This window comes from Prochlorococcus sp. MIT2309 (assembly GCF_059772305.1).
The window spans coordinates 221330-245479 of record NZ_CM186282.1; the positions used below are offsets into that span (position 1 = coordinate 221330).

Here is a 24150-nt window from a genome sequence, read left to right on the forward strand (position 1 = left end):
TCAGATGGACCAATTAACTCAGCGCTCTATCGACCTTTTGAAAGGCCCCTCGGGACGAGCAATTGCCCATCCTATGGATGAAGCAATACTCGAGGCATTCTCTGAGCACATCACTATTGAAAGGTTAGCAAGCGCCCAATACTTCGCTCAAGCATTATGGTTTGCAGAAAGAGAACTACGCGGGTTTTCAAAATTCTTCGAGCATGAATCTAAGGATGAACAAGAACACGCCAGTAATTTCTCAAAATATTTGATTGCGAGAGGTCAATCTGTCAGTTTAGACAAGCTTCCAGCTCCTAAATTGAACTTTGCATCCGCCCTTGATGTTGTTACTGAGTCATTTCAAATGGAAGCTGATGTAACAACCTCAGTGCAACAACTTTATTCACTTGCAGAAAGAGCTAATGACACGCGAACAAATGTTTTTTTAGATCCAGTAATAGAAGATCAAATAAAATCAGAGGATGAGTTTGCTTACTTAATTGGTAAAATTAAATTAGCTGCTGATAACCCTTCCGCATTATTCATTATCGACAAAGAGTTGCTTGACCGATGATGATTGGCTCGGCTCAGTTGAAATTTTTAACATTATTTGCGTTTTTGTAGGACCTAACTAGGATTTCTTGAAGAAATTGCATAGACAAAGTTAATGAATTACTGCTATCAATTATTGTCTTTGAAATTTTATTTATTCTATTTCTTCTCAAATTATGACTATAAAGCTCATTTTTTAAACGGTTAATTAGTGATGCGTTTTTGGAGGTTTTTAATGCATTATGAATATAGTTAATCCGATTATTTATAAAATCGAGCTCAGCACAAAGATTAGCGATAATAGAATCTGAGTATGGAAGTGACTCAATCATTATGCTGTTAAAGGAGATGATTCTATAAAGGTTGGAGCAAGGCTTAAGGTCTGCTCTCCAGATGGCGCTACTAATAAATTTGCAGATCTCAGGCGAGAAATCAACCTGGTTGATGTAACTCTAGTGGAGCCAATAAGCTCACCTATTCTCTCGTGAGTCAATCGGAAAGGTAGCTGACACCAATTTCCACAGCGTCTACCCAGTCGATTTACGAGTAAAGCAAATAGTGCTTGCAATCTTTGTTCAGCATTGCCTAAATGTCTTATTCGTAGTAGTTGAAGTGTCCATTCATTTACAGCATCAAATCCACCAGTTTCATTTATTTCTGCATCACTTCTGAAGCAAAGTGATGTTAAAGCCTCTACACAGACACCTTCACTGCACAATCTGTCTGTTCTTAGTTGATCTCCAGCTTGAAGGAATGCAAGCGTCATTCCCTCAGTTTCCTCACATGGGCAGTAAACCCTCGCAATGCCTTCAATAACTTCTAGGCAAGCATTCCCTGAACGTGCTGAGGGATCTATAAGAACGGACTGTCCCGTCGCCATCCTTACAGCAGATGATGTGTCAGTTAGGAAGCGGAAGCTCATTTACTCAGCCTGTTAGAGCTTGTTAACTGTTGATAACTTACACATTGAGAGGGTCTTTTTGCAAGCGATTCTCAATAACAATAAGTTTGTTGAGACTATTTGTCTAGATGATTCAACTTTTAGTAGCAAAATATACGATTATGGGTCTTTTATGTAAGTAATTCAACATTTTATTGATCGGTTGTTATTGTTTTGCGTTCTGTTTGTGATAAGGAAAAAAAAAAGCCCCGAAAAACGGGGCTTTTTCTTGTGATTTGGAAAAATTAATTGCTTAATTTCCAGTGATTTTAGCGTTCTCCATGTTGTCGAACGCCTTACCAACACGTTTGAAGTCAAATCCCATGGCTCTGAGAGCATGCCAGAGGTGTCCCTGGATGAAGAAGAAGCCAAGATAGAAATGAACATTAGCCAACCATGCACGCGCTGTATGAGCGTCTGCTGCTAGCGATGAATCAGTGTCAATGAAATAGGGAGCAAAATCAAACTGGAGCTTTAGGACGTCCCCAAAGAACTCAGTTGGATAAACAGTTGTGTTTGTGGAACTCCAGAAAGCAGCAACGATGGCCATGTAGCCCACGCCTGCTAGGGAGTATGAGAGAACTGCTTCTGCGGATAGAAGTCCTTTTCCTTTGAATTCGGTGTATTCACCAAATTGCTTAGTGATTATGTGGAAAACTCCACCAATCATCAAGAAGAAGGCAAGGAAAGCATGGCCACCCATGACATCCTCCAAGCTTGTTATTTGGAGAAAATCAGCTTGATGGTTCCAAACCATTCCTAAGTCAAGGTTGTACTGAACAGTTCTAGTAACACCCTGAGCGCTATCCCAAATTCCATGAATTCGAGCCCACTCAACAAATTGAACGTTGGCAAGACCCAAGAAAATTAGGTGATGTCCAAGAATGAATGTCAATCTGTCAGGGTCATCCCATTCAAAGTCAAACTTTTTGGGACGGCTTCCAGCTGGATAGTTACCGAGGTCCCCGTCATATCTTGTTGAGTGAAGGATTCCTCCGGCACCTAGAACGCCAGAAAAAATTAGATGAAGAACAGCAATTACTGTGCAACCGTATGGCTCAGTGATGACACCGTTTTCGATTCCACCAATTCCAAGAGTTGCAAGGTGAGGCAAGCAAATTAGATTCTGATTCCCCATGGGGACAGAAGCGTCGTAACGAGCTAGCTCAAAAAGTGTGAACGCACCTGCCCAGAACATCATCAAGCCAGCATGGGCAGCATGCGCAGCGATAAATTTTCCTGAGCGGTTGGCCGTTCCTGAATTACCCGCGTACCAGTCATAGGTAACGCTAGGATTCCCGTAGGTCTGCACGAGAAAGAACGTAAAAGGGCCTTATGAGGATATTTCATAGTTACGGAAGTACGAGATACCTTCACAATGCTTATTAAATTTGTAGGTTTTGTACATATTTCAAGCTACATCTGTTACTTGAAATGTTGTTACAAATCACTTTGTTTTGTTCCTTGTTCTGGTAAGGAACTCACAAGTTAAAAAAAATCGATAATAATTATTGCTAAACTCCAATCTGAGACAATGAAATTTAAGAAAATAACAATCAAGAATGAATTACCTTAAATGTCTTGAGAATAATATTAATTGCAAAAAAGATTTTCATAAAAAAGGTTTCAAGCTAGTAGTTCTTGTGGGTTCATTTGCTGATTTCGATAGCTTTGAATATGCACAGGTTCTTGCTGAACATTTTGATTTGCTAGAAATTAATGGCGTAAGTATTCGAATTATTGGTATTGGAGGCAAGGACTCTAAGAAAAGATTTTCTGATTTCACTGGTTTTCCTGAAATTTTTATTAACTCCGTAGAGGACAACAAAATTCACAATTCATTGGGTTTAAATGACGGAAATAAATTTTATTGCGGAGGACTTCTAAATCTTTTACTTATGTGTGCAGGTATTAATTCACCTGGAACTTTGAAGGAAGTTTTCAGAGGTTATCTTGGTGATAGAAAGGCCAAACCAATTTTTTCAAATGATAAGACAATAAAAATTGGTATTTTGCCCAAATTTAAAGGACAATTATTTAGAAACTTTAATCATAAAAATAATTTAGCTCCTTTTGAGCTGGCAACTTTCAGGCTAATAAACATGGTGGAAATAATTGGAAGTTGGAGAATATATGTTGGAAACACTAATTTTCTTCCCCAGCGAGGAGGTACATTTTTATTCAATGCAGAAAATGAACTGATTTATAAATTTTTTCCACAAAGTTTACTCAATTATTCTGAAACAATGGAAGAGCCTTTAAAATTTTTAAAATTGCATAATGTTATTTAATTAATTTGATGAATAATAGATGTCGCTTTTGTGGAGGTTATGGTTTGATATCAGATCGGGCTCTAGCTGGAAAACTTATTTGCAGAAAATGTGGAAGACCAAGCGATAATTCCTTTTATAATAATTCCCATATTAATGTCTTTGAAAATAAAAGGGTAAAATATCTTTTAATATTTTTAATTGTTTTCATAATTATAATTTTATTCACTTAGATTTATTTGGGAATTAATCTCAAGTTACCTTTAATATTAATTAATTCAAGATTCGTGTTGAATAATTGGTTTATCTTTGTTGTTTTTAATAATTCTTCTGGTTTTCCATTATCTATTATCTCTCCATTTTTTATAAAGATCAATCTTGTAGTATTCTTTAAAATACTCTCTAATTTATTTGTTGCCATTACTATAGTTGTTCCATTATAATACAATTTATTCAAAAATTCGTACAACTCAAAATATGATTTTAAATCTAGGTTTATAGTTGGTTCATCAAGAATTAAGATCTCTGGTTTTATTATTAAAGCTCTCGAAATTAATACTATGCGTTTTTTACCATCTGAAAGTTCAGAATATTTTTTTTTGGCAATTGAACTAATATTAAATAGCTTTAAATGATTATCTAGTTTCTCTAGATCTTGTCTAGATGGAGTTAATTTATTTGAATATCCAACTGTTCCATATAAAGCCGACATTATTATTTCATTTACTGTTAAATGTTTTTTTATTCTTAAATTAATTTCATCACTTACAATAGATATTTTTCTTCGAAGGTCCCATATATTTATTTTCTCACGTCCAAATATTTTTATAGTTGCATCTTTCTTAACTATTGGATGAATACTTCTCGTAATTAATTTCAGCAGAGTTGACTTGCCAGAACCATTTGGTCCTAAGATAGTAACTATCTCATTTGTGAACAATTCCAGATTAATATTTTTAATGAGAAAATTATTATTCCTTGTAACAGAAAGATTTTTTATTTCTAACCATTTTTTTTGATCCAAAATTCTATTCTAAATCTTTAAAAAATTTATATTATCAATAAAACTATACCCACAGGTATTAAAGCTCTCAATATTAGGTTGAAACGAATTGATTTTATATTTTTGTCAGCTAAAATTGGATTTTCAGGTGGATATAGCATACCTATATCATCATGAATCGTATTGGTATCTTTTGTTGTTGGATGTAATTCCCATGGCTTATCTTTATTTAGGGCATTTTGCAACCAGTCCCAATAATATTGAACCATTTTATCCTCTCCAAGTAGTTTAACATTATCTTTTTCTATATACCCCATTTGCTGATTAAAGGTTTGTGTCCTAAGTATCATATAATCCTCTTTAAAGACTTTATAAAATATTCTTTGTTGTAACTGCTTAAAGAGAATTATTTTATTAAAAATCTTATTCTTAAGAAATTTCCTATAATGCCTAACTATTACCCTTGCTTTATTTTTTGCAAGAGGTATGTGATCAAGTACTTGAACATAACGTGCTGTATTAGGTGTGCCTTTATAAATTATTACTCTTCCTGGTGGAATAAATTTTATTGTAATGAACTCTCCCTTAGCCTTATCTTTATGGTTGTATTTGCTTTCTATTTGATATTCATCTCTTATGATTTCTTGATCAAAACTTGTAATAACATTTTTGCTTACGTCTTTATCTGGAATTGTATCACCATGTACCCAAAAAATATGTAGGATATCAAGATGATTCTCTATAATTCGAGACCAATCACATTTAAAATCTACTGTAACTTCTTCATATTTATAGTCAGGAATATCAAAACCGTAGGTTTCTGGTAGAGCTTCTTCTAATTTTGAATTTATTGTGAATTCATCTAGGTTTGTTTTTGCGGTCCCTGTGTAATAGATATAAATATAACCAGCTCTTTCAATACATGGATATTGGTATAGGTGAATTTTTTTTGCATAGTTATCGTAGTTTGTGTCAACTATGTGGTTGCATGTAATTCTGTCAATATTCGTACATTCGCCATTTGGTGAAAATCTTGCTCCGTGATAAGGGCAGACTAGTTCCCCCTCTATTATTTGACCTTGAATGAATGACGCACCTCTGTGTGGACATAGATCTTTAATACACTTAACTTTTCCCTCCTTGTCTTTGTAGATCACAAGAGGTTCATTAAACATTGTAAAGGAATATAATTGACTATTTGAAAGAGAATCACTGCTTAAAACTGAGTACCAACCAAGTAATGAGCCTTTTAGTTGGTTGGATGGTCTTTTAGAAGTCTCTTTTTTTATTTTTAATGATTTATTTTCATTCAATTCAGTATTCAAAGTAGCTTTATTAGCAAACTTTACTTTGTCTAATTTTTTAAATCCTTCTGTACTCATAAAATTAATCCTGCTTTAACAGCAAGCTGGTCCATTAAAATAAGATAAAAAAACCAGGTGTGTGTTAGTGGATTACTTTTTGTGGCATATTCATATCTAGCATTGACTGGTTTTTTTATACAAGCACTTTTATCACAACGTTACTAAAGGTATTACAAAATGTATGGAGAGATATAGAGTTAAATTTTATTTAAGCTTTTAGTGTATAGAAGCTTGGTTATTTTACGAAAACCTGGCTTTCCTGGCTTTTTACGTATGCGTCTGCTTCTTCAATATCATTACAGAATTTGCAAGAGCCCATATAGCATCCGAGGAATCTCATGAAATTACTTTTCCCACCCGTAAGACTATATTTGTGGATAGTTCCTCCTGATGGGGTTGCTTTTACTAGTTCTGGGAGTGGACTCATTCTTTTAATGATTTACATTAAAAATGCATCCATGAGATTGCATTTGCAATAGGTATAAATGCTAAATATCTCAGCAAGCCTTATCGATTGGCAGGTTTTTTCTGAATCTTCATAATAAACTTTATATTTTACTAATTTTTATGAGAATCTTTCAATTATTGATTGGATACAGTAATTAGTTTCTTGATCACAATTTATAAATAACATCAGGAAAAATTTAATCTAATACGAAACATGGAATTTTCTGAAAAAAATAGCAAATTAGAAGTTAAAAAATTGACTGATTAGTTATTTAGATTATTTTGTGATTTTATTTTCTGTAAAAACATGGTAATGATATAGAGAGAAATTTGTTAGTTTATTTTTATTAAAATATAAATTGTAAGAACTTTTATTTTTAATTATCTATACCTGCATTCGCAAGTAAATATTGATCTTTTAAGGATCTTTTACTTATTAGAGTAACCGATATCAAACTAAACTAATTGAAAGCTTTGACCGAAGTTATTGTTTTTCAGAATTATGAGATTGTACAATAAGCTTTGAAATGGACATCTTTTAAAATACACCCTAGAGAATAAACAATTACCATTATGATTATTTATAATTAAAATTATTAATTTTGAATTTAAAAATAAATATAATAATTTACATTTAGAAAAAAAATCTCCTTTATGTATTCTGTATATTCTCAATATCCTTGGATTTATGTATCAATCCTAAATTGGGAATGACTTTATTTATGTCTTAATATTTTAATAATATTTACAGTGCTCATAGCTTAATAACCTAACTACTTTACAAAAGAATTGAAGACAATATGAAAAAAGTTACTTTATAAATTTACTTAAATTGTTTTAATTGGTGGCGGGGGGGAGATTTGAACTCCCGACCTTCGGGTTATGAGCCCGACGAGCTACCAGACTGCTCTACCCCGCGACGACTTATTAAGGATACATGTTTACTGCATATTATCTAGGCTTGTATTTCGTTTTCTTGAAAATTTAAGCCCCCGATTACTTCCAATTCAACACCAGGGCTTAATCGAAACACACTTTCCTCAACTTCTTTAAGACCAGTTGGAGTGACCCATTCAAGCTGTTTGAGTAAGTGAATTGCTACGGCATGTTTAGCTCTTTTTGATCCGTCTTCAACTTTTATGGCAAGCCCCAGTCCTTCCCCTACTCTTCCAATGCATTGCACTCCTTCAGAGCCTCCCTTACTGATGATTTGACCATGAGATCTTTTCATTAATTCAGTGTCAAATCCTCCCTCTCCTGAGATAAGCGAAGGATGTTTGATCATTGCTCTTACTATCTGTTCGAAATCTGGATTGTTAGATCCACACAGGCTCGCGTAGAGATGTGCCATTTGATTTATTTCCAGAAGGAAGGTAGGAGCACCACAATCATCTCTGGCTGCAATAAGTTCCTCTGGGGGTATTTCAAGTATTTCTCCAATTCTTCTGCAAATTTCCTTTTGAATGGGATGATTTTTGGATAAATAAGTAGAAATAGGCCAATCCATTTTTCTACAAGTAGCAAGAAATGCAGCGTGTTTACCTGAGCAATTATGTTGAAGTTTGCTTACTCGACCCTTTGGAATTGGGCATTGTAGATCTTTTACTTCATTCACCGATGTCCAAATGATTTTGAAAGCCTCTCTTGCCTGTTGTGAGCTTCCCTGATGGGAGCTGCATGCAATTGCTAAAGCTTTATCCCCGATTTTTAATTTTTCTAATGCTCCGCTTGTAATAAAAGGAAGTGCTTGAAAGGGTTTTAATGATGAACGTATAAATGTTTCAAAACCTGAGTTTCCACAACCCATAAGTTTTCTACCTTTTATGTCACAAACAACAGCATGAGCATTATGAACAGATTCAGTAGATGAACCTCTTTTTAAAAGAACCTTAATTGGTTTTATTTTATTAATTATATTCACTTTATTATTTATCTAAATGTTATTGAAAGGATTTCAGACATGCCAAATACAAGGATAAATAAACTACTGGCAATTATTATTGATTTTTTCAATAATTGTATGATAGGTTTGATATCATGTTGAGCAGTTAAAAGATCTTTTTCTCTCATTTCTATTGTCTTTTCCCATGTTTGACCATCGTACCAACCTGACTCCTCATATTCTATATTTTCAGACCTAAGCCTCTTATAAACGTAATCCCAACTTAGCAAGTGCCTGGTAATTAAAATAATCGGTATGAACAAAGACCAGGCTACACTAACCAAAACTAATCTCAGAGGATTTTTTACTAATTCATTGCTTCCAGTGCTAATTGTTAGAATAATTGGCAATGAGATAAACCAGCTAAGTACAAGCTTCTTAAATAAATAAATTTTTCCTAAAACTGGCCAATTAAAAAATATAGATTTGGATAATTTCTCATATTCTTGAATTGGTATTTGATCTATAGGGACTGGACATATATTGTTTTCCATTATTAATTTGTATTACTTAATTTTAAATTTTCACCGTTACTCCAGAATCCTTCAAGATTGTAAAAAATTCTCTCTTGCGGTTGGAAAACATTAACTATTATGTCTCCATAATCTAATAATGCCCATTTTGCTTCGTTGATGCCTTCCTTTCTAAGAGGTAAAATGTTTGCTTTTTCTCTTAAGTTAAATTCTACTGATTTTATAATTGCTCTTACTTGTACGTCAGAGAGCCCATTAGTTATTAAAATCCAATCAGAAATAGAAGAAACCTTTTCGATTCTTATCAAGTTAATATTGATGGCTTTTTTATCCTCACATGCCTCTACAGCAATTTCAGCGATTTTCTTGCTATCCATAAACATTTTCGCTCGATACAGATGTTCTTGATCCTTCTTGTTCAGCCATCTCTGCCCTTGCTTTTTCAGCACTCTTTCTAAGAGCTTCTAAGCGATCCTCGTAGAAAGTCCTTCTTTTTTTCTTTCTTGATTTTTCTATTAAATCTTTCAAGGCACCACCAAGACTTTTATATGCATTTGGAACGCTATATCCAAACCTACAGGCAATATCAATTGCTCTTTCATCAGCTGAGATTGCATCTACAAGTCTTTTTTCTGAATTATTTTTTAAATAAAGTCTGTACCCAGCAAATCCAGATAATCCCATTGCCATCAGAAGCAACAAACCATCTTGTACCCATAGTTCACCTATTGCCCCGCCTAATCCAATCGCTAAAGCTGCCATTTCCCAACCATCTCTGGGTATTGTGTCGTTTTGTATACGTCCAACTTCATGCCAAAAAAGTAAATTTCTGTGGTCCTGAGCAAGAAATTCCCATTGTTCAAGGTCAACCTGAATTTCTACTTCGTCACGGCCTATCTCTTCGAGTGTGATTAATGGAGGGTCGATTGCCGCAGCAGCCTCCACGAACACCCAGCTTTGGTTTTCTGGTGGAAGCAACCCTTTTAGGCGCTGGAGTTCGCTCATAACATTGCTTTCTATAGTACAAATCTAGCTAGTGTGTCATTGTAGGTGCTCCCTACTGTGAGCTGATGAAAATCAGATACTCATAGCTAAACATTTTAATGGTGTCTCGAACTAAAAATTATGCGGCGTAATGATATTCGTCGAATACTGATTCTTGGATCCGGTCCAATAGTGATTGGACAAGCCTGTGAATTTGATTATTCGGGCACACAGGCATGTAAAGCACTCAGAGCAGAGGGGTATGAGGTTGTTTTGATTAATTCAAATCCAGCCTCAATTATGACTGACCCTGAACTAGCTAACCGAACTTACATAGAGCCACTAAATGCTGATTTTGTTAGATCAATAATTGAAAAAGAAGAACCTGACGCTCTGTTGCCAACTATGGGGGGGCAAACAGCATTAAACATAGCTGTTTCTCTTGCTGAAGATGGAACATTGGAAAAACACAATATCGAGTTAATTGGAGCTGATTTAAACTCAATAAAAAAGGCTGAAGATAGACAACTTTTCAAAGATGCGATGGAGAAAATAAGGGTAAAAGTTTGCCCTTCTGGTATTGCTTCAAATCTGGAAGATTCAAAAATTGTTGGTGAACAAATTAAATCATTTCCTCGAATTATTCGACCAGCTTTTACTCTTGGTGGTAGTGGAGGAGGCATTGCGTATAACGAAGAAGAATATTTATCGATATGCAAGGACGGAATTGAGGCAAGTCCCGTTTCTCAAATATTGATTGAGAAATCGTTAATTGGATGGAAGGAATTTGAATTAGAAGTAATGCGAGATAGCGCAGATAATGTAGTGATTATTTGCAGTATCGAAAATTTTGATCCAATGGGAGTTCACACAGGTGACTCAATTACTGTGGCTCCTGCACAAACATTAACTGATAAAGAATATCAATTATTGAGAGATCAATCCATTGATATAATTAGAGAGATCGGTGTAGCGACTGGTGGAAGTAATATTCAATTTGCTGTTAACCCAAAAAATGGAGAGATAGTTGTAATAGAGATGAATCCAAGAGTCAGTAGATCTTCTGCCCTGGCAAGTAAAGCTACAGGTTTTCCCATAGCAAAAATTGCTGCATTACTAGCCGTTGGTTACAATCTTGATGAAATTGTTAATGACATAACTGGTAAAACCCCCGCTTGTTTTGAACCAACAATTGATTATGTGGTAACAAAAATCCCAAGATTTGCTTTTGAAAAATTTTCTGGCAGTTCCTCTGTTTTAAATACCTCTATGAAGTCCGTTGGTGAGACGATGGCGATAGGAAGAAGTTTTGAAGAATCCTTTCAAAAAGCCCTTAGATCATTGGAAACTGGCTTGTCTGGATGGGGATGCGATGGAAATGATTTAGATATCAAACCGCATGAGATTGACAGTCTTTTGAGAGTTCCATCTCCAGACCGGATTCTTGCAATTCGAAGTGCAATGAAGATAGGTAAATCAGATCAAGAGATAAATTCTATTTCCAACATAGATAAGTGGTTTTTAGCAAAACTACGAAACATTACAGACTTAGAGAACAAACTTAATTCAAAGAATTCTCTTTCAGAGATAACATCATCTGAGTTATTTGAATTAAAACAACATGGATTTTCAGATAAACAGATTGCATGGTCTACGAAAAGTTCTGAATTTGATGTCAGAAAACTTAGGCATAAATTAAACATTAAACCGGTTTATAAAACAGTTGATACATGTGCTGCTGAATTTCTCTCTTCAACTCCATATCATTATTCTACTTATGAAAATAATCCAAAACAAATAGATTCTAGGGGCAATCTAATAAAGCTAGAATCAACAGAAAGGCAAATAAATGAATCAAAAAAAATAATGATTTTAGGGGGTGGACCTAATAGAATTGGTCAAGGTATTGAATTTGATTATTGTTGTTGCCATGCATCATTTCAGTCTCAAAAAGATGGTTTTTCAACAATAATGGTAAATAGTAATCCTGAGACCGTATCCACTGATTATGATACAAGCGATGTTTTATATTTCGAACCATTATTTTTAGAGGATATTCTTAATATTATTGAACTTGAGAATCCAACAGGCTTGATTGTTCAGTTTGGTGGACAAACCCCTCTCAAATTATCAGTAAAAATTTATCAATGGTTAAAAACATCTGAAGGGCTAAAAACTAATAGTGTCATCTTTGGCACATCACCATTATCAATAGATAAAGCAGAGGATAGAGAACAATTTAATATTATTCTCAACAAATTAAATATAAGACAGCCAGAAAATGGAATAGCCCGGACTCCAGAAGAAGCAATTAATGTTGCAAATAAAATTTCATATCCTCTTGTTGTTCGCCCTTCTTATGTTCTTGGGGGTAGAGCTATGGAAATTGTATATAGTGAAAAAGAATTAAGAAACTATATTTATAAAGCAGTTAATGTAGAGCCCGATCACCCTGTTTTAATTGATCAATATCTTGAGAATGCAGTTGAGGTAGATGTTGATGCTTTATGTGATAAAGATGGCAATGTTGTTATTGCTGGATTAATGGAGCATATTGAGCCGGCAGGAATTCACTCCGGAGACTCGGCCTGTTGCTTGCCTTCAGTTTCATTAAGTTCTCAATCAAAATCCCTTATTAGAAAATGGACCGAGTCAATATCGAATGCACTAGATGTGATTGGTTTAATTAATATTCAATTTGCTGTCCAAAAAAATAATAATGGAGAAGAAAAAGTTTTTATTATTGAAGCTAATCCAAGAGCATCTAGGACTGTTCCATTTGTTTCAAAAGCAACAGGAATTCCCATAGCAAAAATTGCTACGAGTCTTATGTCTGGAAAAACATTACATGAACTTGATTTTGTCAATGAGCCAATTCCCCCTCTTCAGGCCATTAAAGAGGCAGTCCTCCCATTTAGGAGATTTCCTGGCACAGATACAGTTTTAGGCCCTGAGATGCGCTCTACTGGTGAAGTTATGGGTACCTCTATTAATTTTGGAATGGCCTATGCAAAATCTGAAATAGCAGCTGGAGATGCCTTACCAACTTCTGGAGTTGTCTTTTTATCAACTCACGATCGAGACAAATTATCTCTTGTACCAATAGCAAAAAAACTTGTTGATTTAGGATTTGGACTTATTGCCACTTCTGGAACTGCAAAAGCCCTTAAAAAAAATGATATAAAGGTCCAAACAGTTTTAAAAGTACATGAGGGCCGGCCAAATATTGAGGATTTAATTCGTTCTCATCAAGTTCAAATGGTTATCAATACTCCAATTGGCAGGCAGGCCGTTCATGATGATAAATACCTAAGAAGAGCAGCACTTGATTACTCTGTCCCTACTCTCACGACGCTTGCAGGTGCTCGCGCAGCCGTAGAGGGGATTACATCTCTTCAAAATGAAGAATTCTCTGTAAGAGCATTGCAAGATTTATTCGCTACGAACTAAAGTTTGATAATCAATCAAATAGGCGTTATGTTTATAAGTTTTTCTTTTAAAGATTGAGATAATGATTGTCTCCCTATTGAAAGAACTTTTAATGTATCTTCATGCATTCTTAATTGAGCATCTGCAACTTGCATGCCTCTTACAAGTTCTTTAATATCGTCTGGTAGTGTTTTTAATTCATATTTCTTATCCTCAAATGTCAAAATAGGTTCTTTTGTTTCAGACATAGTCGTAAATGAATTCCATATCAATATATATGATATTTAAACTTCTTTAAACATCTAGTTAATTGATTTTAATTTTGATCTTTTTTTCCTTTTATTAATTGTTTATTACATAAATCACTATATTTCCCAGATTGATTAATTAATGTTTTATGTTCACCCATTTCTATTATTTCACCCTTCTCCATAACAACAATTTTATCAGCTTCTTGAACTGTTGATAATCTATGGGCAATTATTATTACTGTCCTTGAATTCATTGCCTGCTTCATAGCTAGTTGTACTTCTTTTTCGGCATCTGCATCTAAGGCACTAGTAGCCTCATCAAGTAATAATATTGAAGGGTTCCCTACAAGAGCTCTGGCAATAGAAATTCTCTGTAGTTGGCCACCGGAGAAGTTTGTACCTCTTTCTTGCATATAAGTGTTATACCCAAGTTGCATATCATTTATGAATTGATGCGCATTAGCTAATTTTGCTGCCTTTATTACTTCATCTTTAGAAAAATTTCTTCCAAAATTAATTGCTTCATAGACAGTACCGGAAAATACAGTCATAGCTTGAGGAACATATCCTATAGATTTTCGTAGAGAATTCTTATCTAATTCATCAATTTTTAAATTGTCAATATATATAGAACCTTTATTAGGTTTAATAAAACCAAGTAAAAGAGAAAAAAGAGTACTTTTGCCGGCTCCTGAAGGCCCAACGATTGCTATCTTTTCACCTTTAGTTATTTCAAGGGAAATATTATTTAAAACTAAATTATTTCTTTGATAGCCAAAATTAATATTCTTAATAACAATACTACCTTGCACATCGGTTAAAATTTTACTTTCAAGATCAGTGTTTTTTTCTGTTTTTTCGAGGTCAATCTCATTTAATCTTTTTAAAGAAGCTTGTCCCTGTTGTAGTTCGTTAAAATTGGTAGTTAGATGACTAATTGGATCAATTAACATCAAAAGTGCAGCGAAATAACTGCTAAATTGTTCGCTGTTTAGTGCTCCATTTTGTATTCGCGATGCTCCAATTGTGAGAATACACAATATGCCAAAGGCCTCCATAAAACCAATTACAGGATGCTGCAGCGCAAGTAGTTTTAATGTTTTATATCTAGCCTTTCGATGATTTTCTACTTGATCATCAAACCTTTGTTGCATCCATTCTTCTACAGCGTAGGCTTTGATTATGGATACACCTTGAATTGCCTCTCCGATTAAACTTGCTAATTCACTTACTTTCTCCTGGCTTTTTTCAGCTGCTATCATTACCTTTTCTCCAAACTTACTAACTAAAATTGTTATCAAAGGTGCCAATAATAATGTTGCAATTGATAATTGCAAATCGAGATAAATCATATAAGTTAATACAGCAACTAGTTGTAATAATGATGGTGTTGTATCTTGAATTGTTTTATAAATTACTTCTCCTACTCTGTCTGCATCTTCCGTAAGTCTATAAGTAATATCTCCTGCTGAAAGTTTTTCCAACGAATTAAGTTCTATTATTTGTAGCTTATTAAATAATTTACTTCTTAATGATTTACTTATTTTGAGAGCAGGCTTTGCTAATATGATGTCTTGTATAAATTGAGCTATCTTTTGGATAAAGAAAACAAAAAGAGATAGTGAAATAATTTTAATTACTAATTTCATATCACCTTGACCAATGCCAGGAATTAATTTACCTGCCAACCATGCAAGTATCGGCCAGCATGACACATAGATGAGCATTGCGCTAAGTCCCAACACAAGTTCTTTTATGTGTGGCTTAAAGAGAGAAATTATTGAATTTTTCCTGAAGATTCTTGGAGGTAGCATATTGAAATCCATCACTTTAAATTAGAGAAATTGCTAAAAGCATGAAATTGGATCAATTTTTGAAATTTCGAGGCTTAGTTTCCACAGGCGGAGAAGCCAAGCAATTGATCGTTTCTGGGTTAATAACTGTTAATGGTTCTGTAGAGACGAGGCGTGGTCGGAAATTGTCTCAAGGTGATCTCGTTGGTTTTAACAAACAAGATTACCTTGTGAATCATACTGACCCATAAAGTCTTAGCTTAGTAAATGCAAAACAATTAATTTGATGGTTCGCAAACCGGTAATCGCTGGAAATTGGAAAATGAATATGACTTGTGCTCAGGCCAAGCAATACATGTCCGAGTTCCTTCCATTAATTAAAGAATCACCTGATGATAGGACAATCATTATTGCTCCTCCCTTCACTGCTATTTCAACTGTTTCTGAGAGTCTTCAAAACGAAGATATTCAGATTTCAAGTCAAAATGTTCATTGGGAGGATAATGGTGCGTTTACCGCAGAGATTTCCCCAATTATGTTGTTAGAGCACAATGTTACCTATGCAATTGTCGGTCATAGTGAACCTAGAAAATACTTCAGTGAGAGTGATGAACAAATTAACCGTAGAGCTATATCTGCTCAATCTCATGGGTTGGTACCTATTGTTTGTGTGGGAGAGAGTGACGAACAACGAGAAAAAGGTGAGGCTGAGAGAGTTATTAGGAGACAAGTTGAGCAAGGTTTAGAAGGTACCAACCATGACAAGGTGATAGTTGCCTATGAACCAATATGGGCTATTGGTACAGGAAAAACTTGCGAAGCAGGTGAAGCTAATAGAATTTGTGGTCTTATTCGAAAGTGGGTTGGGTCAGATCAACTAATAATTCAATATGGAGGTTCTGTAAAACCAACAAATATTGATGAAATTATGTCTATGAGTGATATTGATGGTGTTCTAGTTGGTGGGGCTTCATTAGATGCAAAAGGGTTTGCCAGAATTGCCAATTACGAAAAATACTAATAAAAATTGGCCAATTAATTGGGGAAAGAAAACCCTAGTAATGGGAGTTTTGAATATTACTCCAGATTCATTTAGTGATGGTGGATTATATTTAGAAAAGACAAAAGCATTTAATCATGTTGATAAACTTGTCAGTCAAGGAGTTGATGTTTTAGATGTTGGTGCTCAAAGTACTAGACCAAATGCTATTGAGGTGGGTTCTAATATTGAAATAGAAAGATTTAAACCCGTCTTAAAATATATAAAGAAAAAATATCCTAACTTAATTATCTCTGTAGATACTTTCAATTCTAAAGTTGCTGAGTATGCTTTAATTAACGGAGCAAATTGGGTTAATGACATTAGTGGTGGAAGACATGATAAAAATATGTATCAGATAATTTCATTATTTAAATGTCCATATGTAATTACACACAGTCGAGGAAACAGTTTTACCATGGATGATTTAACTAAATATGATAATCTTATTAACGACATAATTAGTGAATTAACATTATTATCAGAGGAAGCTATAAAATCAGGAATAGAAAAATCATTAATAATTTGGGATCCTGGCTTGGGTTTTGCTAAAACTACTCATCAAAATATTGAGATACTTAGAAACTTATATTTTTTCAAACAATCTGGTTATCCAATATTAGTAGGACCTTCAAGGAAAAGATTTATAGGTGAATTAACTTTGGAAAAAAATCCACAATCTCGAATTTGGGGTACAGCTGCAGTCGTTTGCAAGTGCGTTGAGGAAGCAGTAGAAATTGTTCGTGTTCATGATGTTGAACCAATCAAGAAAACAATACTTATGGCTTCTTATTTGTGGTGAAATTATTCTTAGGTAGAACTATTAATCATCATTTTTTACGCCCTCGATTCTATCCTCAGCTTCTTGATATAACTCTTTGAGTTGTTCAATATTTTCTTCAGATGTTTCCCAATATCCCCTTCCATTAACTTCAAGAAGTGTTCCCACAATTCTTCTAAAGCTATGAGGATTTAATTTCATCAATCTCTCCCTCATTTCGGGATCATTGATAAAGGTTTCATTAGATTCTTCATATACGAAATTATCAACCTGTCCACTTGTCGCACTCCACCCAAGAGTATAGTTCAATCTATTTGATACTTCTCTGACACCTTCATAGCCAGATTTAAGCATTCCTTCGTACCATTTTGGGTTAAGTAGTTTAGTTCTTGAATCTAGCCTGATAGTTTCACTTAGTGATCTGACTTGAGCATTTGCAGTGGTTGTATCTGCTATGTAACTACTTGGTGCTTTTCCGTCATCTCGTAAATTTTTAATCAAATTAGTAGGATCTGAATCAAAATAGTGACTTACATCAGTAAGAGATATTTCTGATGAGTCTAAATTTTGAAAAGTAGCATCAGCTGTTTTCATTACTGATTCAAAAACTTCTCTTTTTTGGTTCATTTCTCCTGGATTATCAGCATTGAAAGCATAGGTTTTTCTGGAAAGGTACATTTCTTGGAGTTCGTTTTCTTCTTCCCATGTTGAATTTTCCACTGCCAAATTTACATTAGAGCTGTAACTTCCACTTGCATTAGAGAAAACTCGGCTTGCTGCTTCCCTTATAGAAGTGCCTTGTTCTTTTGCTTGTTCAGCCGAATGTTTTCTAACAAAGTTCATGTCAATTGATTCATCTGCTTCAGCTGCAAGTTTTACTGCTTGGTCAATTAAGGCCATTTGGTTAATAAATAAATCCCTGAAAACACCTGAACAGTTAACAACAACATCTATTCTTGGTCTTTTAAGTTCATCTAGTGGAATCAATTCGAGCTTATTAATTCTTCCCACTGAATCTGGTTTTGGTCTTACTCCTACAAACCAAAGAATTTGGGCAAGTGATTCACCATAAGTTTTTATGTTGTCTGTTCCCCAAAGAACGCAAGCTATTGTTTCAGGCCAGTCTCCAAGTTCTTCTTTTTGACGTTCTATAAGTTTGTCTACAACAATTTTTGCTGCTGCAACTGCAGCAGTTGTAGGGATAGATTGAGGATCTAAAGCATGGATATTTTTTCCACTTGGAAGAACACCTGGATTACGTATTGGATCTCCTCCTGGACCAGGCAGCACATAATCTCCATCAAGAGCTTTTAATAGACTTTCCATCTCTTGATCTGCACAAATTTGTGTTAGACAAAACTTCAAATAGTCAAATAATTTATCTAATAAATTTATATCTAAATTCTTAAAACCTTGTTGATTAATAGCGCGTAACCATGGAGAAGGTATTTTTATGCCCAGTGTTTTTAAGAAAATAATTATTGATTCAACAAAGTTATTTTTCATTGTAACTCTACCATTCCTTCCTGTAAGAGAAAAAACCATTGCTGATACAGCTCTTCTGGAGGTTTCGGTAATATTTTTATTTAATTCCACATCACTTAATACGCCTTTATTATTTCCTTTATATATCTCCTCAATGGTTCTATCTTTTGATTTTGCTAAAAGATTAGGTAAAGAAATTATTCCTTGATCTTCTCTATCTAAAGAAGCAATATTTACCAAAGTAGCAATAGCTTCCTCTGCTGTGGGAGGCTCTCCAATGGTATGCAATCCACAAGGGAGTAATCTACTTTCTATTTCCATAAGTTGTTTATAAACGGCACCAACAATTTCATCTCTATCGTTAATTTCTAGTTCAGCAACATCACTTTCGGGAAATTTAACATCCTGATCTAAATTACATTTTTTAGATGTTTCAATAATTGCATTAACAATCTGTATTCCTCTTCCGCTCTCTCTGAGTTGCTGGTAGGAACCAACTAATTCTCCAAGTTCTTTTAATCCTTTATAAAGTCCTGCGTTTTCAGCCGGTGGAGTTAAGTAACTTATGGTCGATGCATAACCTCTCCTTTTAGCGATAGTTGCTTCTGAAGGATTATTTGCAGCGTAATAATATAAATTTGGTAAACCTCCTATAAGTGAGTCTGGATAGCAACTCTCGCTCATACCCATTTGTTTACCTGGCATGAATTCCAAGGAGCCGTGTGTTCCAAAATGAAGAACAGCATCTGCTTTCCATACTTTTTCAAGATATGTGTAATAAGCAGCAAATCCGTGGTGAGGACTTGCACTTCTTGAGTACAGTAATCTCATTGGATCGCCTTCATATCCAAAAGTAGGCTGAACACCTACAAAAACGTTTCCAAATTGCTTTCCGTAGATTAATAAGTTTTGACCGTCACTATTTAAATTTCCTGGTGGTTTTCCCCAGTTCTCTTCAAGTCTATGAGAGTAAGTTGTTAGTTTTTCATATTCTTTGACACTCATCTTGTGTGCTATTGATAACTCTGGAGAACCTTTTTGAGCTTCAGGATCATTTATTAGTGCTTCCATCAAAGCTTTAGGTGTACTGGGCATGTTGTCAATTTTGTATCCCTGGTCTTTCATCTCCTCCAGGACCCTAAAGATTGATCCAAAAACATTCAAGTATGCAGCTGTACCAACATTACCCTTATCTGGAGGGAAGCTGAAAACTGTAATTGCTAATTTCTTTTGTGAACGGGGTTTAATTCTTAGTGATGACCATCGGATAGCTCTTTCAGCAATTGCATCTACGCGATCTTGAAGAGTATGGGCTTTACCAGTTGCATCATCTCTACCAGAGAGGACTATTGGTTCTATGGCACCGTCTAATTCGGGAATTGCTATTTGAAGTGCTACTTGAACAGGGTGTAGTCCTAGATCACTGCCTTCCCATTCTTGTGTTGTTTGAAAAACCAAAGGCAGTGCGACCATGTAAGGCCTATTTAATTTCTTAAGAGACTCAATTGCTTTTGGGTGGTCTTGACGAGCAGGTCCACCAACTAATGCAAAACCAGTAAGAGAGACTATTCCATCTACAAGTGGCTCGTTAGGGTTAACTGGATCAAAAAAGAAAGCATTAACAGGTTTAGAAAAATCTAAACCACCACAGAAAATAGGTATTACTCTCGCCCCTCTATATTCAAGTTCTTGAATTACTGCAACATAATGTGCATCATCTCCTGTAACGATATGGCTTCTTTGAAGCACTAAACCAATGATTGGACCTTTTTTGGCCTTCTCAGAAATATCTTCCCTACTTAATGTCCAATTGAGATATTCTTTTATGTCCTCAAACATAGAGGGAGCTAGGGGATGCCAAATACCTAAATCAGGAAAAACTTCAGGATCAGCAATTTCTGAACTATTGTCATTTTTTTTATTTAATTCTGGAAACACATATTTATCACCCAGCATTAAGAGAAAATTTCTCAAATTATCTGGAGTACCACCGAGCCAATATTGAAAACTCAACATAAAGCTTCGCGCATCTTGAGCTTTGTCTACAGGCAAATATTTAAGTATTGATGGCAAGGTATTTAGCAGTTTTAACATTGAGTCCTGGAAGCTTGCTCCTCCCGCTTCCTTCCTTTTTTTCATGAAATCTCCAATTATGCTCTTGCTTTGACCAAGCTGAGACATACTGAAAGTTCCGAGTTTGTTCAGTCTCATAACCTCTGGCATAGAGGGGAAGACAACGGATGCTTTTAGGTTTGCTTTGTGAGGCTCAACTGCCTCAACGACCTTCTGTGCAAGATCTTCAATGAATATCAACGAGGCTATAAAAACATCAGCAGCGGCAATGTCTTTTTTGAAGTTTTCGTAATTTGCATCGTCTCTTAGTTCCTCAATAAGGTAACCATTGAGTTCAACTCCAATGGGCCCTTCTTGAGAATTAAGCGATTTTGCAGCTTGGGTGAGGGCATTTTGGTATTGAGGTTCAAGAACCACATATACAGCCTTCATAACAGCTGAGTGTTTGTGATTCTCTACAGGTGAGACTCTGCGGTTGGCGGAGCGGACCTGTGTAAACATTTTTTTATCTGAGTATTTTCACCAAGCCTACTTTTATCTTGCCCATTACTGTGGATAAGGACATATCCCTGTTACAAGAAATTTCTAAAATTTAATCAAAAATCACAAATGGAAATCAATTCTCAAGACTCAATTCCAGTATTAGTGACTGGTGCACTAGGCAAGATGGGCTCGGAGGTTATTAAAACTGTCATAGCTGCCAATGATTGCCATTTGGTTGGAGCAATTGAGACTGTTACTGATATGCAGGGAGTTGACATTGGAACTGCGCTTGGTTTGGAGGAATTAGGTATTTCGATTACAGCAGATCTTGAAGCCTCCTTATGCGTGGCGAGTCAGGAAGTTAGAAATCTTGGGGAAGGTAAAGGCGCTGTTCTTGTTGATTTCACTCATCCTGATGTTGTTTACGAGCACACTAGAGCTGCAATTGCCTATGGTGTTCACCCTGTCATCGGAACAACTGGTTTGACAAAAGATCAACTTGAGGAACTAAGTTTATTTGCAAATAAGGCCTCAATTGGCACTGCAATTATTCCAAATTTTTCTGTTGGGATGGTTTTATTGCAACAAGCAGCAGCAGCAGCAGCAGCATTTTATGAACATGCTGAATTGACTGAACTTCATCACAACAAAAAAGCTGATGCGCCAAGTGGAACATGTATAAAAACAGCAGAATTAATTGAAGATTTAGGCAAAAATTTCAACTCAACGGTTGTCACTGAAAAAGAGTCAATCCCAGGATGCAGAGGAGGGCTACGAGAGAGTGGGTTAAGAATGCATTCAGTACGATTACCCGGTCTGGTAGCCCATCAAGAAGTTTTATTTGGGGCACCGGGTGAAACTTATTTGCTCAGACATGACACTATTGATAGAGCTGCTTATATGCCAGGTGTCCTGAATACCATACGCAAAGTGAGGTCAATTAATGGACTCGTTTATGGACTCGAGAGGCTTTTATAAAAATGTTAATACCATTAAGAGCTGGGGAATTACAAAAACTCATACCTGCGGTGGCAACGGGTAATCAATTTGCAGCTGCACTTGGTAACCCAAGAAAAATTTTACAAAAAATAATGATTTCCTCTATCGGGGGAGTTATTACTTTATTAATTAGTCAAAGTCAAGTGACTAGCCAGTTTTATTCAATTTGGCTCTTATTGGGAGTGATTTTTATTCTTTATATTTTGTGGAGTCCCATTTATGAAGCTAGTATGAAAAATGCAATTGTTAGGAGATATACAATTTCTGCAATATTTGAAGGTCAAATATCAGATATTTACACAAGAGAGTATGTTGAGAACAGTCATGAGCAAGCTAATAAAAGAGGAGAATTAGAACTTATTGAGAACAAGCGTGTTTGGATTGTCTTAGAACTAGAAGATGAAGATGGTTATTTGGCCAAAATTAAATTCCCAATGGAAAAAAAACATCAAATTATTAGTAAAGGAATGATTATTAGATGCCTAGTTTTTAGTAGAACTAACAATTTTTCTGACATTATTGATATTAGTGATGCATGGCTACCCGAAATCCGTCAGTGGGTTGGAGAATATCCATATTTACTAAGGCCAGCCTTTGAGGATTTATGTCGATTTAGAATAAAGTAATAGATTGTTCATTTTCTTAAGAACAAGCAATTTGAGATTTGCCAAGTTATGATCTAAATCTGTATTCAGTAGTATGAAAAGAGTATTAAATATAAAAATCCTAGGTGCTGGACCCACTGGTTCTCTGTTGGCAATAGCACTTAGTAAAGCCGGGACAAAAATTACCATTTATGATCCCAAGCTTAAAGAAGATTTAATTAATCTTGATAGAGCGTATGCGTTAACACATTCATCTTATAATTTACTAAAAGAATTAAATTTAATAGATTTAATTAAAATAAACTTGAATCCTTTTAATAGACTTAACCTCTCTGATATTGAGATAAAGAAAAGTCTAAAATATAAATTAACAGATTTAAAGAAATCTGACAGAAATAAGAGATCACTAGGTTGGATTGTTGGCCACCAACCTTTAATGAAAATGCTTATAAGAAGTCTTGAAAAAAATAAACTTGTAAATCTTAATCTTGGACAAGAAGGGAATCCCTACATAGAACATTTTGATTATGTTATAGCTGCTGATGGTAGCTTTTCAAAGTCTATATTGTATTGGGGGATAAAAAAATATCATTTTAAGTACAAACAGGGATGTGTTACTTCAAAAATTCTTATAAGAGGCGGAAACGATAACGTTGCACATGAAATACTGAGAAAAGAAGGGCCTTTTGCTGTTCTACCAATGGGAGGAGAAAGATACCAAATAGTTATGAGTACCTCTCTTCAAGATTGTGAAAGAATAGTCAAATTAAATAATCAAAAATATTTAAATAAATTAAATTCGATTCTTCCCATTGGGTACGAGCCAGATTGTGTTTTAGGAGAAAGAAAATATTTTCCAAATCATTTTTCTCTTACAAATTGTCTTCATAAAGGTAGATTTATTTTAGTTGGAGAAACTGCTCACAGTTTTCATCCTGTTGGAGGACAAGGCTTGAATCTTTGCTGGAGGGACGTAAAAGTTTTGACTGATGTAATTGTCAAGTATTCAGAAAATAAAATTCTAAAACGATTTATTCCATTAATATACACACTAACTAGATTACCTGATCTTTTTGCTGTAGCAATTATGACCGATTCTTTGGTAAGGATATTTTCAAACAAGTTATATATTTTTAAGCCTTTGAGGTGGTTGATAATAAAATCACTGAAAAATTTTTCATTCCTACGAAAATTTTCATTAAGTATAATGACTAATGGTATAAGTAATATATAATCAATAAATAAATAACAATAC

General features: G+C 34.8%; 21 protein-coding genes and 1 tRNA gene. 10 read left to right on the forward strand and 12 right to left on the reverse strand.

Annotated elements, in window-relative coordinates; translation table 11 throughout:
* The first annotated feature begins 4 nt into the window (after window positions 1–4).
* A complete protein-coding gene (locus AC6EJA_RS01160) occupies window positions 5–556 on the forward strand; it encodes a ferritin (RefSeq protein ID WP_498502703.1) in 552 nt (183 codons plus the stop codon).
* Window positions 557–865: 309 nt separating this feature from the next.
* On the opposite strand, the gene AC6EJA_RS01165 is transcribed toward AC6EJA_RS01160, so the two are convergent.
* Both AC6EJA_RS01165 and AC6EJA_RS01170 read right to left on the reverse strand, forming a co-directional pair.
* Window positions 866–1456, reverse strand: a complete 591-nt coding sequence (locus AC6EJA_RS01165; protein WP_498502705.1) for a Crp/Fnr family transcriptional regulator — start codon at window positions 1454–1456, stop codon at window positions 866–868.
* 271 nt (window positions 1457–1727) lie between these two features.
* Window positions 1728–2786 carry a chlorophyll a/b binding light-harvesting protein gene (locus AC6EJA_RS01170; RefSeq protein ID WP_498502706.1) on the reverse strand — a complete coding sequence of 353 codons (1059 nt, stop codon included), beginning with the start codon at window positions 2784–2786 and terminating at the stop codon, window positions 1728–1730.
* Window positions 2787–3036: 250 nt separating this feature from the next.
* Here AC6EJA_RS01170 and AC6EJA_RS01175 point away from each other — a divergent pair, with 250 nt between their 5' ends.
* Entirely contained in the window at window positions 3037–3765 is a 729-nt protein-coding gene (locus tag AC6EJA_RS01175) for an AhpC/TSA family protein (RefSeq protein WP_498502708.1), read from the forward strand.
* A gap of 214 nt (window positions 3766–3979) precedes the next feature.
* Here AC6EJA_RS01175 and AC6EJA_RS01180 read toward each other — a convergent pair whose 3' ends face one another.
* Together AC6EJA_RS01180 and AC6EJA_RS01185 are read right to left on the reverse strand one after the other, a co-directional pair.
* The gene (locus tag AC6EJA_RS01180; protein WP_498502709.1) at window positions 3980–4768 is read right to left on the reverse strand and encodes an ABC transporter ATP-binding protein; all 789 of its coding nucleotides are present in this window, start codon (window positions 4766–4768) and stop codon (window positions 3980–3982) included.
* Between the two features lie 26 nt (window positions 4769–4794).
* Window positions 4795–6129: a Rieske 2Fe-2S domain-containing protein gene (locus tag AC6EJA_RS01185; RefSeq protein WP_498502710.1), complete on the reverse strand. Its 1335-nt coding sequence runs from the start codon at window positions 6127–6129 to the stop codon at window positions 4795–4797.
* 320 nt (window positions 6130–6449) lie between these two features.
* On the opposite strand from AC6EJA_RS01185, the gene AC6EJA_RS01190 reads away from it, so the two are divergent.
* Window positions 6450–6590 (forward strand): hypothetical protein, encoded by a 141-nt coding sequence (locus AC6EJA_RS01190; RefSeq protein ID WP_498502711.1) that lies wholly within the window; start codon window positions 6450–6452, stop codon window positions 6588–6590.
* A gap of 810 nt (window positions 6591–7400) precedes the next feature.
* Here AC6EJA_RS01190 and AC6EJA_RS01195 read toward each other — a convergent pair.
* From AC6EJA_RS01195 to AC6EJA_RS01215, 5 genes are all read right to left on the reverse strand, one after another.
* Window positions 7401–7477: transfer RNA gene (locus AC6EJA_RS01195), tRNA-Met, on the reverse strand.
* 36 nt (window positions 7478–7513) lie between these two features.
* On the reverse strand, window positions 7514–8473 hold the full coding sequence (locus tag AC6EJA_RS01200; protein WP_498503520.1) for an asparaginase: 960 nt from the start codon (window positions 8471–8473) through the stop codon (window positions 7514–7516).
* 14 nt (window positions 8474–8487) lie between these two features.
* Entirely contained in the window at window positions 8488–8994 is a 507-nt protein-coding gene (locus tag AC6EJA_RS01205) for a CGLD27 family protein (protein ID WP_498502712.1), read from the reverse strand.
* A gap of 2 nt (window positions 8995–8996) precedes the next feature.
* Entirely contained in the window at window positions 8997–9350 is a 354-nt protein-coding gene (rsfS, locus tag AC6EJA_RS01210) for a ribosome silencing factor (RefSeq protein ID WP_498502713.1), read from the reverse strand.
* Window positions 9343–9978, reverse strand: coding sequence for a DUF3318 domain-containing protein (locus AC6EJA_RS01215; protein ID WP_498502714.1), 636 nt, complete (start codon window positions 9976–9978; stop codon window positions 9343–9345). The genes rsfS and AC6EJA_RS01215 overlap by 8 nt, the downstream gene beginning before the upstream one ends.
* Before the next feature lie 117 nt (window positions 9979–10095).
* Between AC6EJA_RS01215 and carB the strand changes: the two genes are divergently transcribed.
* Window positions 10096–13407, forward strand: a complete 3312-nt coding sequence (carB, locus tag AC6EJA_RS01220) for a carbamoyl-phosphate synthase large subunit (RefSeq protein ID WP_498503521.1) — start codon at window positions 10096–10098, stop codon at window positions 13405–13407.
* A 14-nt stretch (window positions 13408–13421) separates the two neighbouring features.
* Here carB and AC6EJA_RS01225 read toward each other — a convergent pair whose 3' ends face one another.
* Entirely contained in the window at window positions 13422–13634 is a 213-nt protein-coding gene (locus AC6EJA_RS01225; protein WP_498502715.1) for a DUF6447 family protein, read from the reverse strand.
* A gap of 68 nt (window positions 13635–13702) precedes the next feature.
* Window positions 13703–15451, reverse strand: coding sequence for an ABC transporter ATP-binding protein (locus tag AC6EJA_RS01230; protein WP_498503522.1), 1749 nt, complete (start codon window positions 15449–15451; stop codon window positions 13703–13705).
* Between the two features lie 41 nt (window positions 15452–15492).
* Here AC6EJA_RS01230 and AC6EJA_RS01235 point away from each other — a divergent pair, with 41 nt between their 5' ends.
* Genes AC6EJA_RS01235 through folP form a run of 3 tightly spaced genes read left to right on the forward strand, consistent with a single transcriptional unit; the run spans window position 15493 to window position 17271 of the window.
* Window positions 15493–15681: an RNA-binding S4 domain-containing protein gene (locus tag AC6EJA_RS01235; RefSeq protein ID WP_498502717.1), complete on the forward strand. Its 189-nt coding sequence runs from the start codon at window positions 15493–15495 to the stop codon at window positions 15679–15681.
* Between the two features lie 35 nt (window positions 15682–15716).
* Complete coding sequence (tpiA, locus tag AC6EJA_RS01240; RefSeq protein WP_498502718.1) at window positions 15717–16451, forward strand: triose-phosphate isomerase; 735 nt, start codon at window positions 15717–15719, stop codon at window positions 16449–16451.
* Window positions 16408–17271 carry a dihydropteroate synthase gene (gene folP, locus AC6EJA_RS01245; protein WP_498502719.1) on the forward strand — a complete coding sequence of 288 codons (864 nt, stop codon included), beginning with the start codon at window positions 16408–16410 and terminating at the stop codon, window positions 17269–17271. Before tpiA ends, folP begins: the two co-directional genes overlap by 44 nt.
* 21 nt (window positions 17272–17292) lie before the next feature.
* Here the strand turns inward: folP and AC6EJA_RS01250 are convergent, their stop codons facing one another.
* Window positions 17293–21309, reverse strand: coding sequence for a magnesium chelatase subunit H (locus tag AC6EJA_RS01250; RefSeq protein ID WP_498502720.1), 4017 nt, complete (start codon window positions 21307–21309; stop codon window positions 17293–17295).
* A 108-nt stretch (window positions 21310–21417) separates the two neighbouring features.
* On the opposite strand from AC6EJA_RS01250, the gene dapB reads away from it, so the two are divergent.
* The 3 genes from dapB to AC6EJA_RS01265 all read left to right on the forward strand — a co-directional run bounded on the left by dapB (window position 21418) and on the right by AC6EJA_RS01265 (window position 24129).
* Window positions 21418–22269 (forward strand): 4-hydroxy-tetrahydrodipicolinate reductase, encoded by an 852-nt coding sequence (dapB, locus tag AC6EJA_RS01255; RefSeq protein WP_498502721.1) that lies wholly within the window; start codon window positions 21418–21420, stop codon window positions 22267–22269.
* A 2-nt stretch (window positions 22270–22271) separates the two neighbouring features.
* Window positions 22272–22916 (forward strand): DUF8619 family protein, encoded by a 645-nt coding sequence (locus AC6EJA_RS01260; RefSeq protein ID WP_498502722.1) that lies wholly within the window; start codon window positions 22272–22274, stop codon window positions 22914–22916.
* A gap of 73 nt (window positions 22917–22989) precedes the next feature.
* Window positions 22990–24129 (forward strand): FAD-dependent monooxygenase, encoded by a 1140-nt coding sequence (locus AC6EJA_RS01265; RefSeq protein ID WP_498502724.1) that lies wholly within the window; start codon window positions 22990–22992, stop codon window positions 24127–24129.
* Window positions 24130–24150: the final 21 nt, after the last annotated feature.

Bases quoted from the DNA above. Each gene is read 5' to 3' on its own strand.
- AC6EJA_RS01225 (WP_498502715.1), bottom strand. From the start codon at position 13,634: ATGTCTGAAACAAAAGAACCTATTTTGACATTTGAGGATAAGAAATAT.
- rsfS (WP_498502713.1), bottom strand. From the start codon at position 9,350: ATGGATAGCAAGAAAATCGCTGAAATTGCTGTAGAGGCATGTGAGGAT.
- AC6EJA_RS01185 (WP_498502710.1), bottom strand. From the start codon at position 6,129: ATGAGTACAGAAGGATTTAAAAAATTAGACAAAGTAAAGTTTGCTAAT.
- AC6EJA_RS01230 (WP_498503522.1), bottom strand. From the start codon at position 15,451: ATGCTACCTCCAAGAATCTTCAGGAAAAATTCAATAATTTCTCTCTTT.
- AC6EJA_RS01265 (WP_498502724.1), top strand. From the start codon at position 22,990: ATGAAAAGAGTATTAAATATAAAAATCCTAGGTGCTGGACCCACTGGT.
- AC6EJA_RS01260 (WP_498502722.1), top strand. From the start codon at position 22,272: ATGTTAATACCATTAAGAGCTGGGGAATTACAAAAACTCATACCTGCG.
- AC6EJA_RS01160 (WP_498502703.1), top strand. From the start codon at position 5: ATGGACCAATTAACTCAGCGCTCTATCGACCTTTTGAAAGGCCCCTCG.
- AC6EJA_RS01215 (WP_498502714.1), bottom strand. From the start codon at position 9,978: ATGAGCGAACTCCAGCGCCTAAAAGGGTTGCTTCCACCAGAAAACCAA.
- AC6EJA_RS01175 (WP_498502708.1), top strand. From the start codon at position 3,037: ATGAATTACCTTAAATGTCTTGAGAATAATATTAATTGCAAAAAAGAT.
- folP (WP_498502719.1), top strand. From the start codon at position 16,408: ATGCAAAAGGGTTTGCCAGAATTGCCAATTACGAAAAATACTAATAAA.
- AC6EJA_RS01165 (WP_498502705.1), bottom strand. From the start codon at position 1,456: ATGAGCTTCCGCTTCCTAACTGACACATCATCTGCTGTAAGGATGGCG.
- AC6EJA_RS01250 (WP_498502720.1), bottom strand. From the start codon at position 21,309: ATGTTTACACAGGTCCGCTCCGCCAACCGCAGAGTCTCACCTGTAGAG.
- AC6EJA_RS01205 (WP_498502712.1), bottom strand. From the start codon at position 8,994: ATGGAAAACAATATATGTCCAGTCCCTATAGATCAAATACCAATTCAA.
- AC6EJA_RS01190 (WP_498502711.1), top strand. From the start codon at position 6,450: ATGAAATTACTTTTCCCACCCGTAAGACTATATTTGTGGATAGTTCCT.
- tpiA (WP_498502718.1), top strand. From the start codon at position 15,717: ATGGTTCGCAAACCGGTAATCGCTGGAAATTGGAAAATGAATATGACT.
- dapB (WP_498502721.1), top strand. From the start codon at position 21,418: ATGGAAATCAATTCTCAAGACTCAATTCCAGTATTAGTGACTGGTGCA.
- AC6EJA_RS01235 (WP_498502717.1), top strand. From the start codon at position 15,493: ATGAAATTGGATCAATTTTTGAAATTTCGAGGCTTAGTTTCCACAGGC.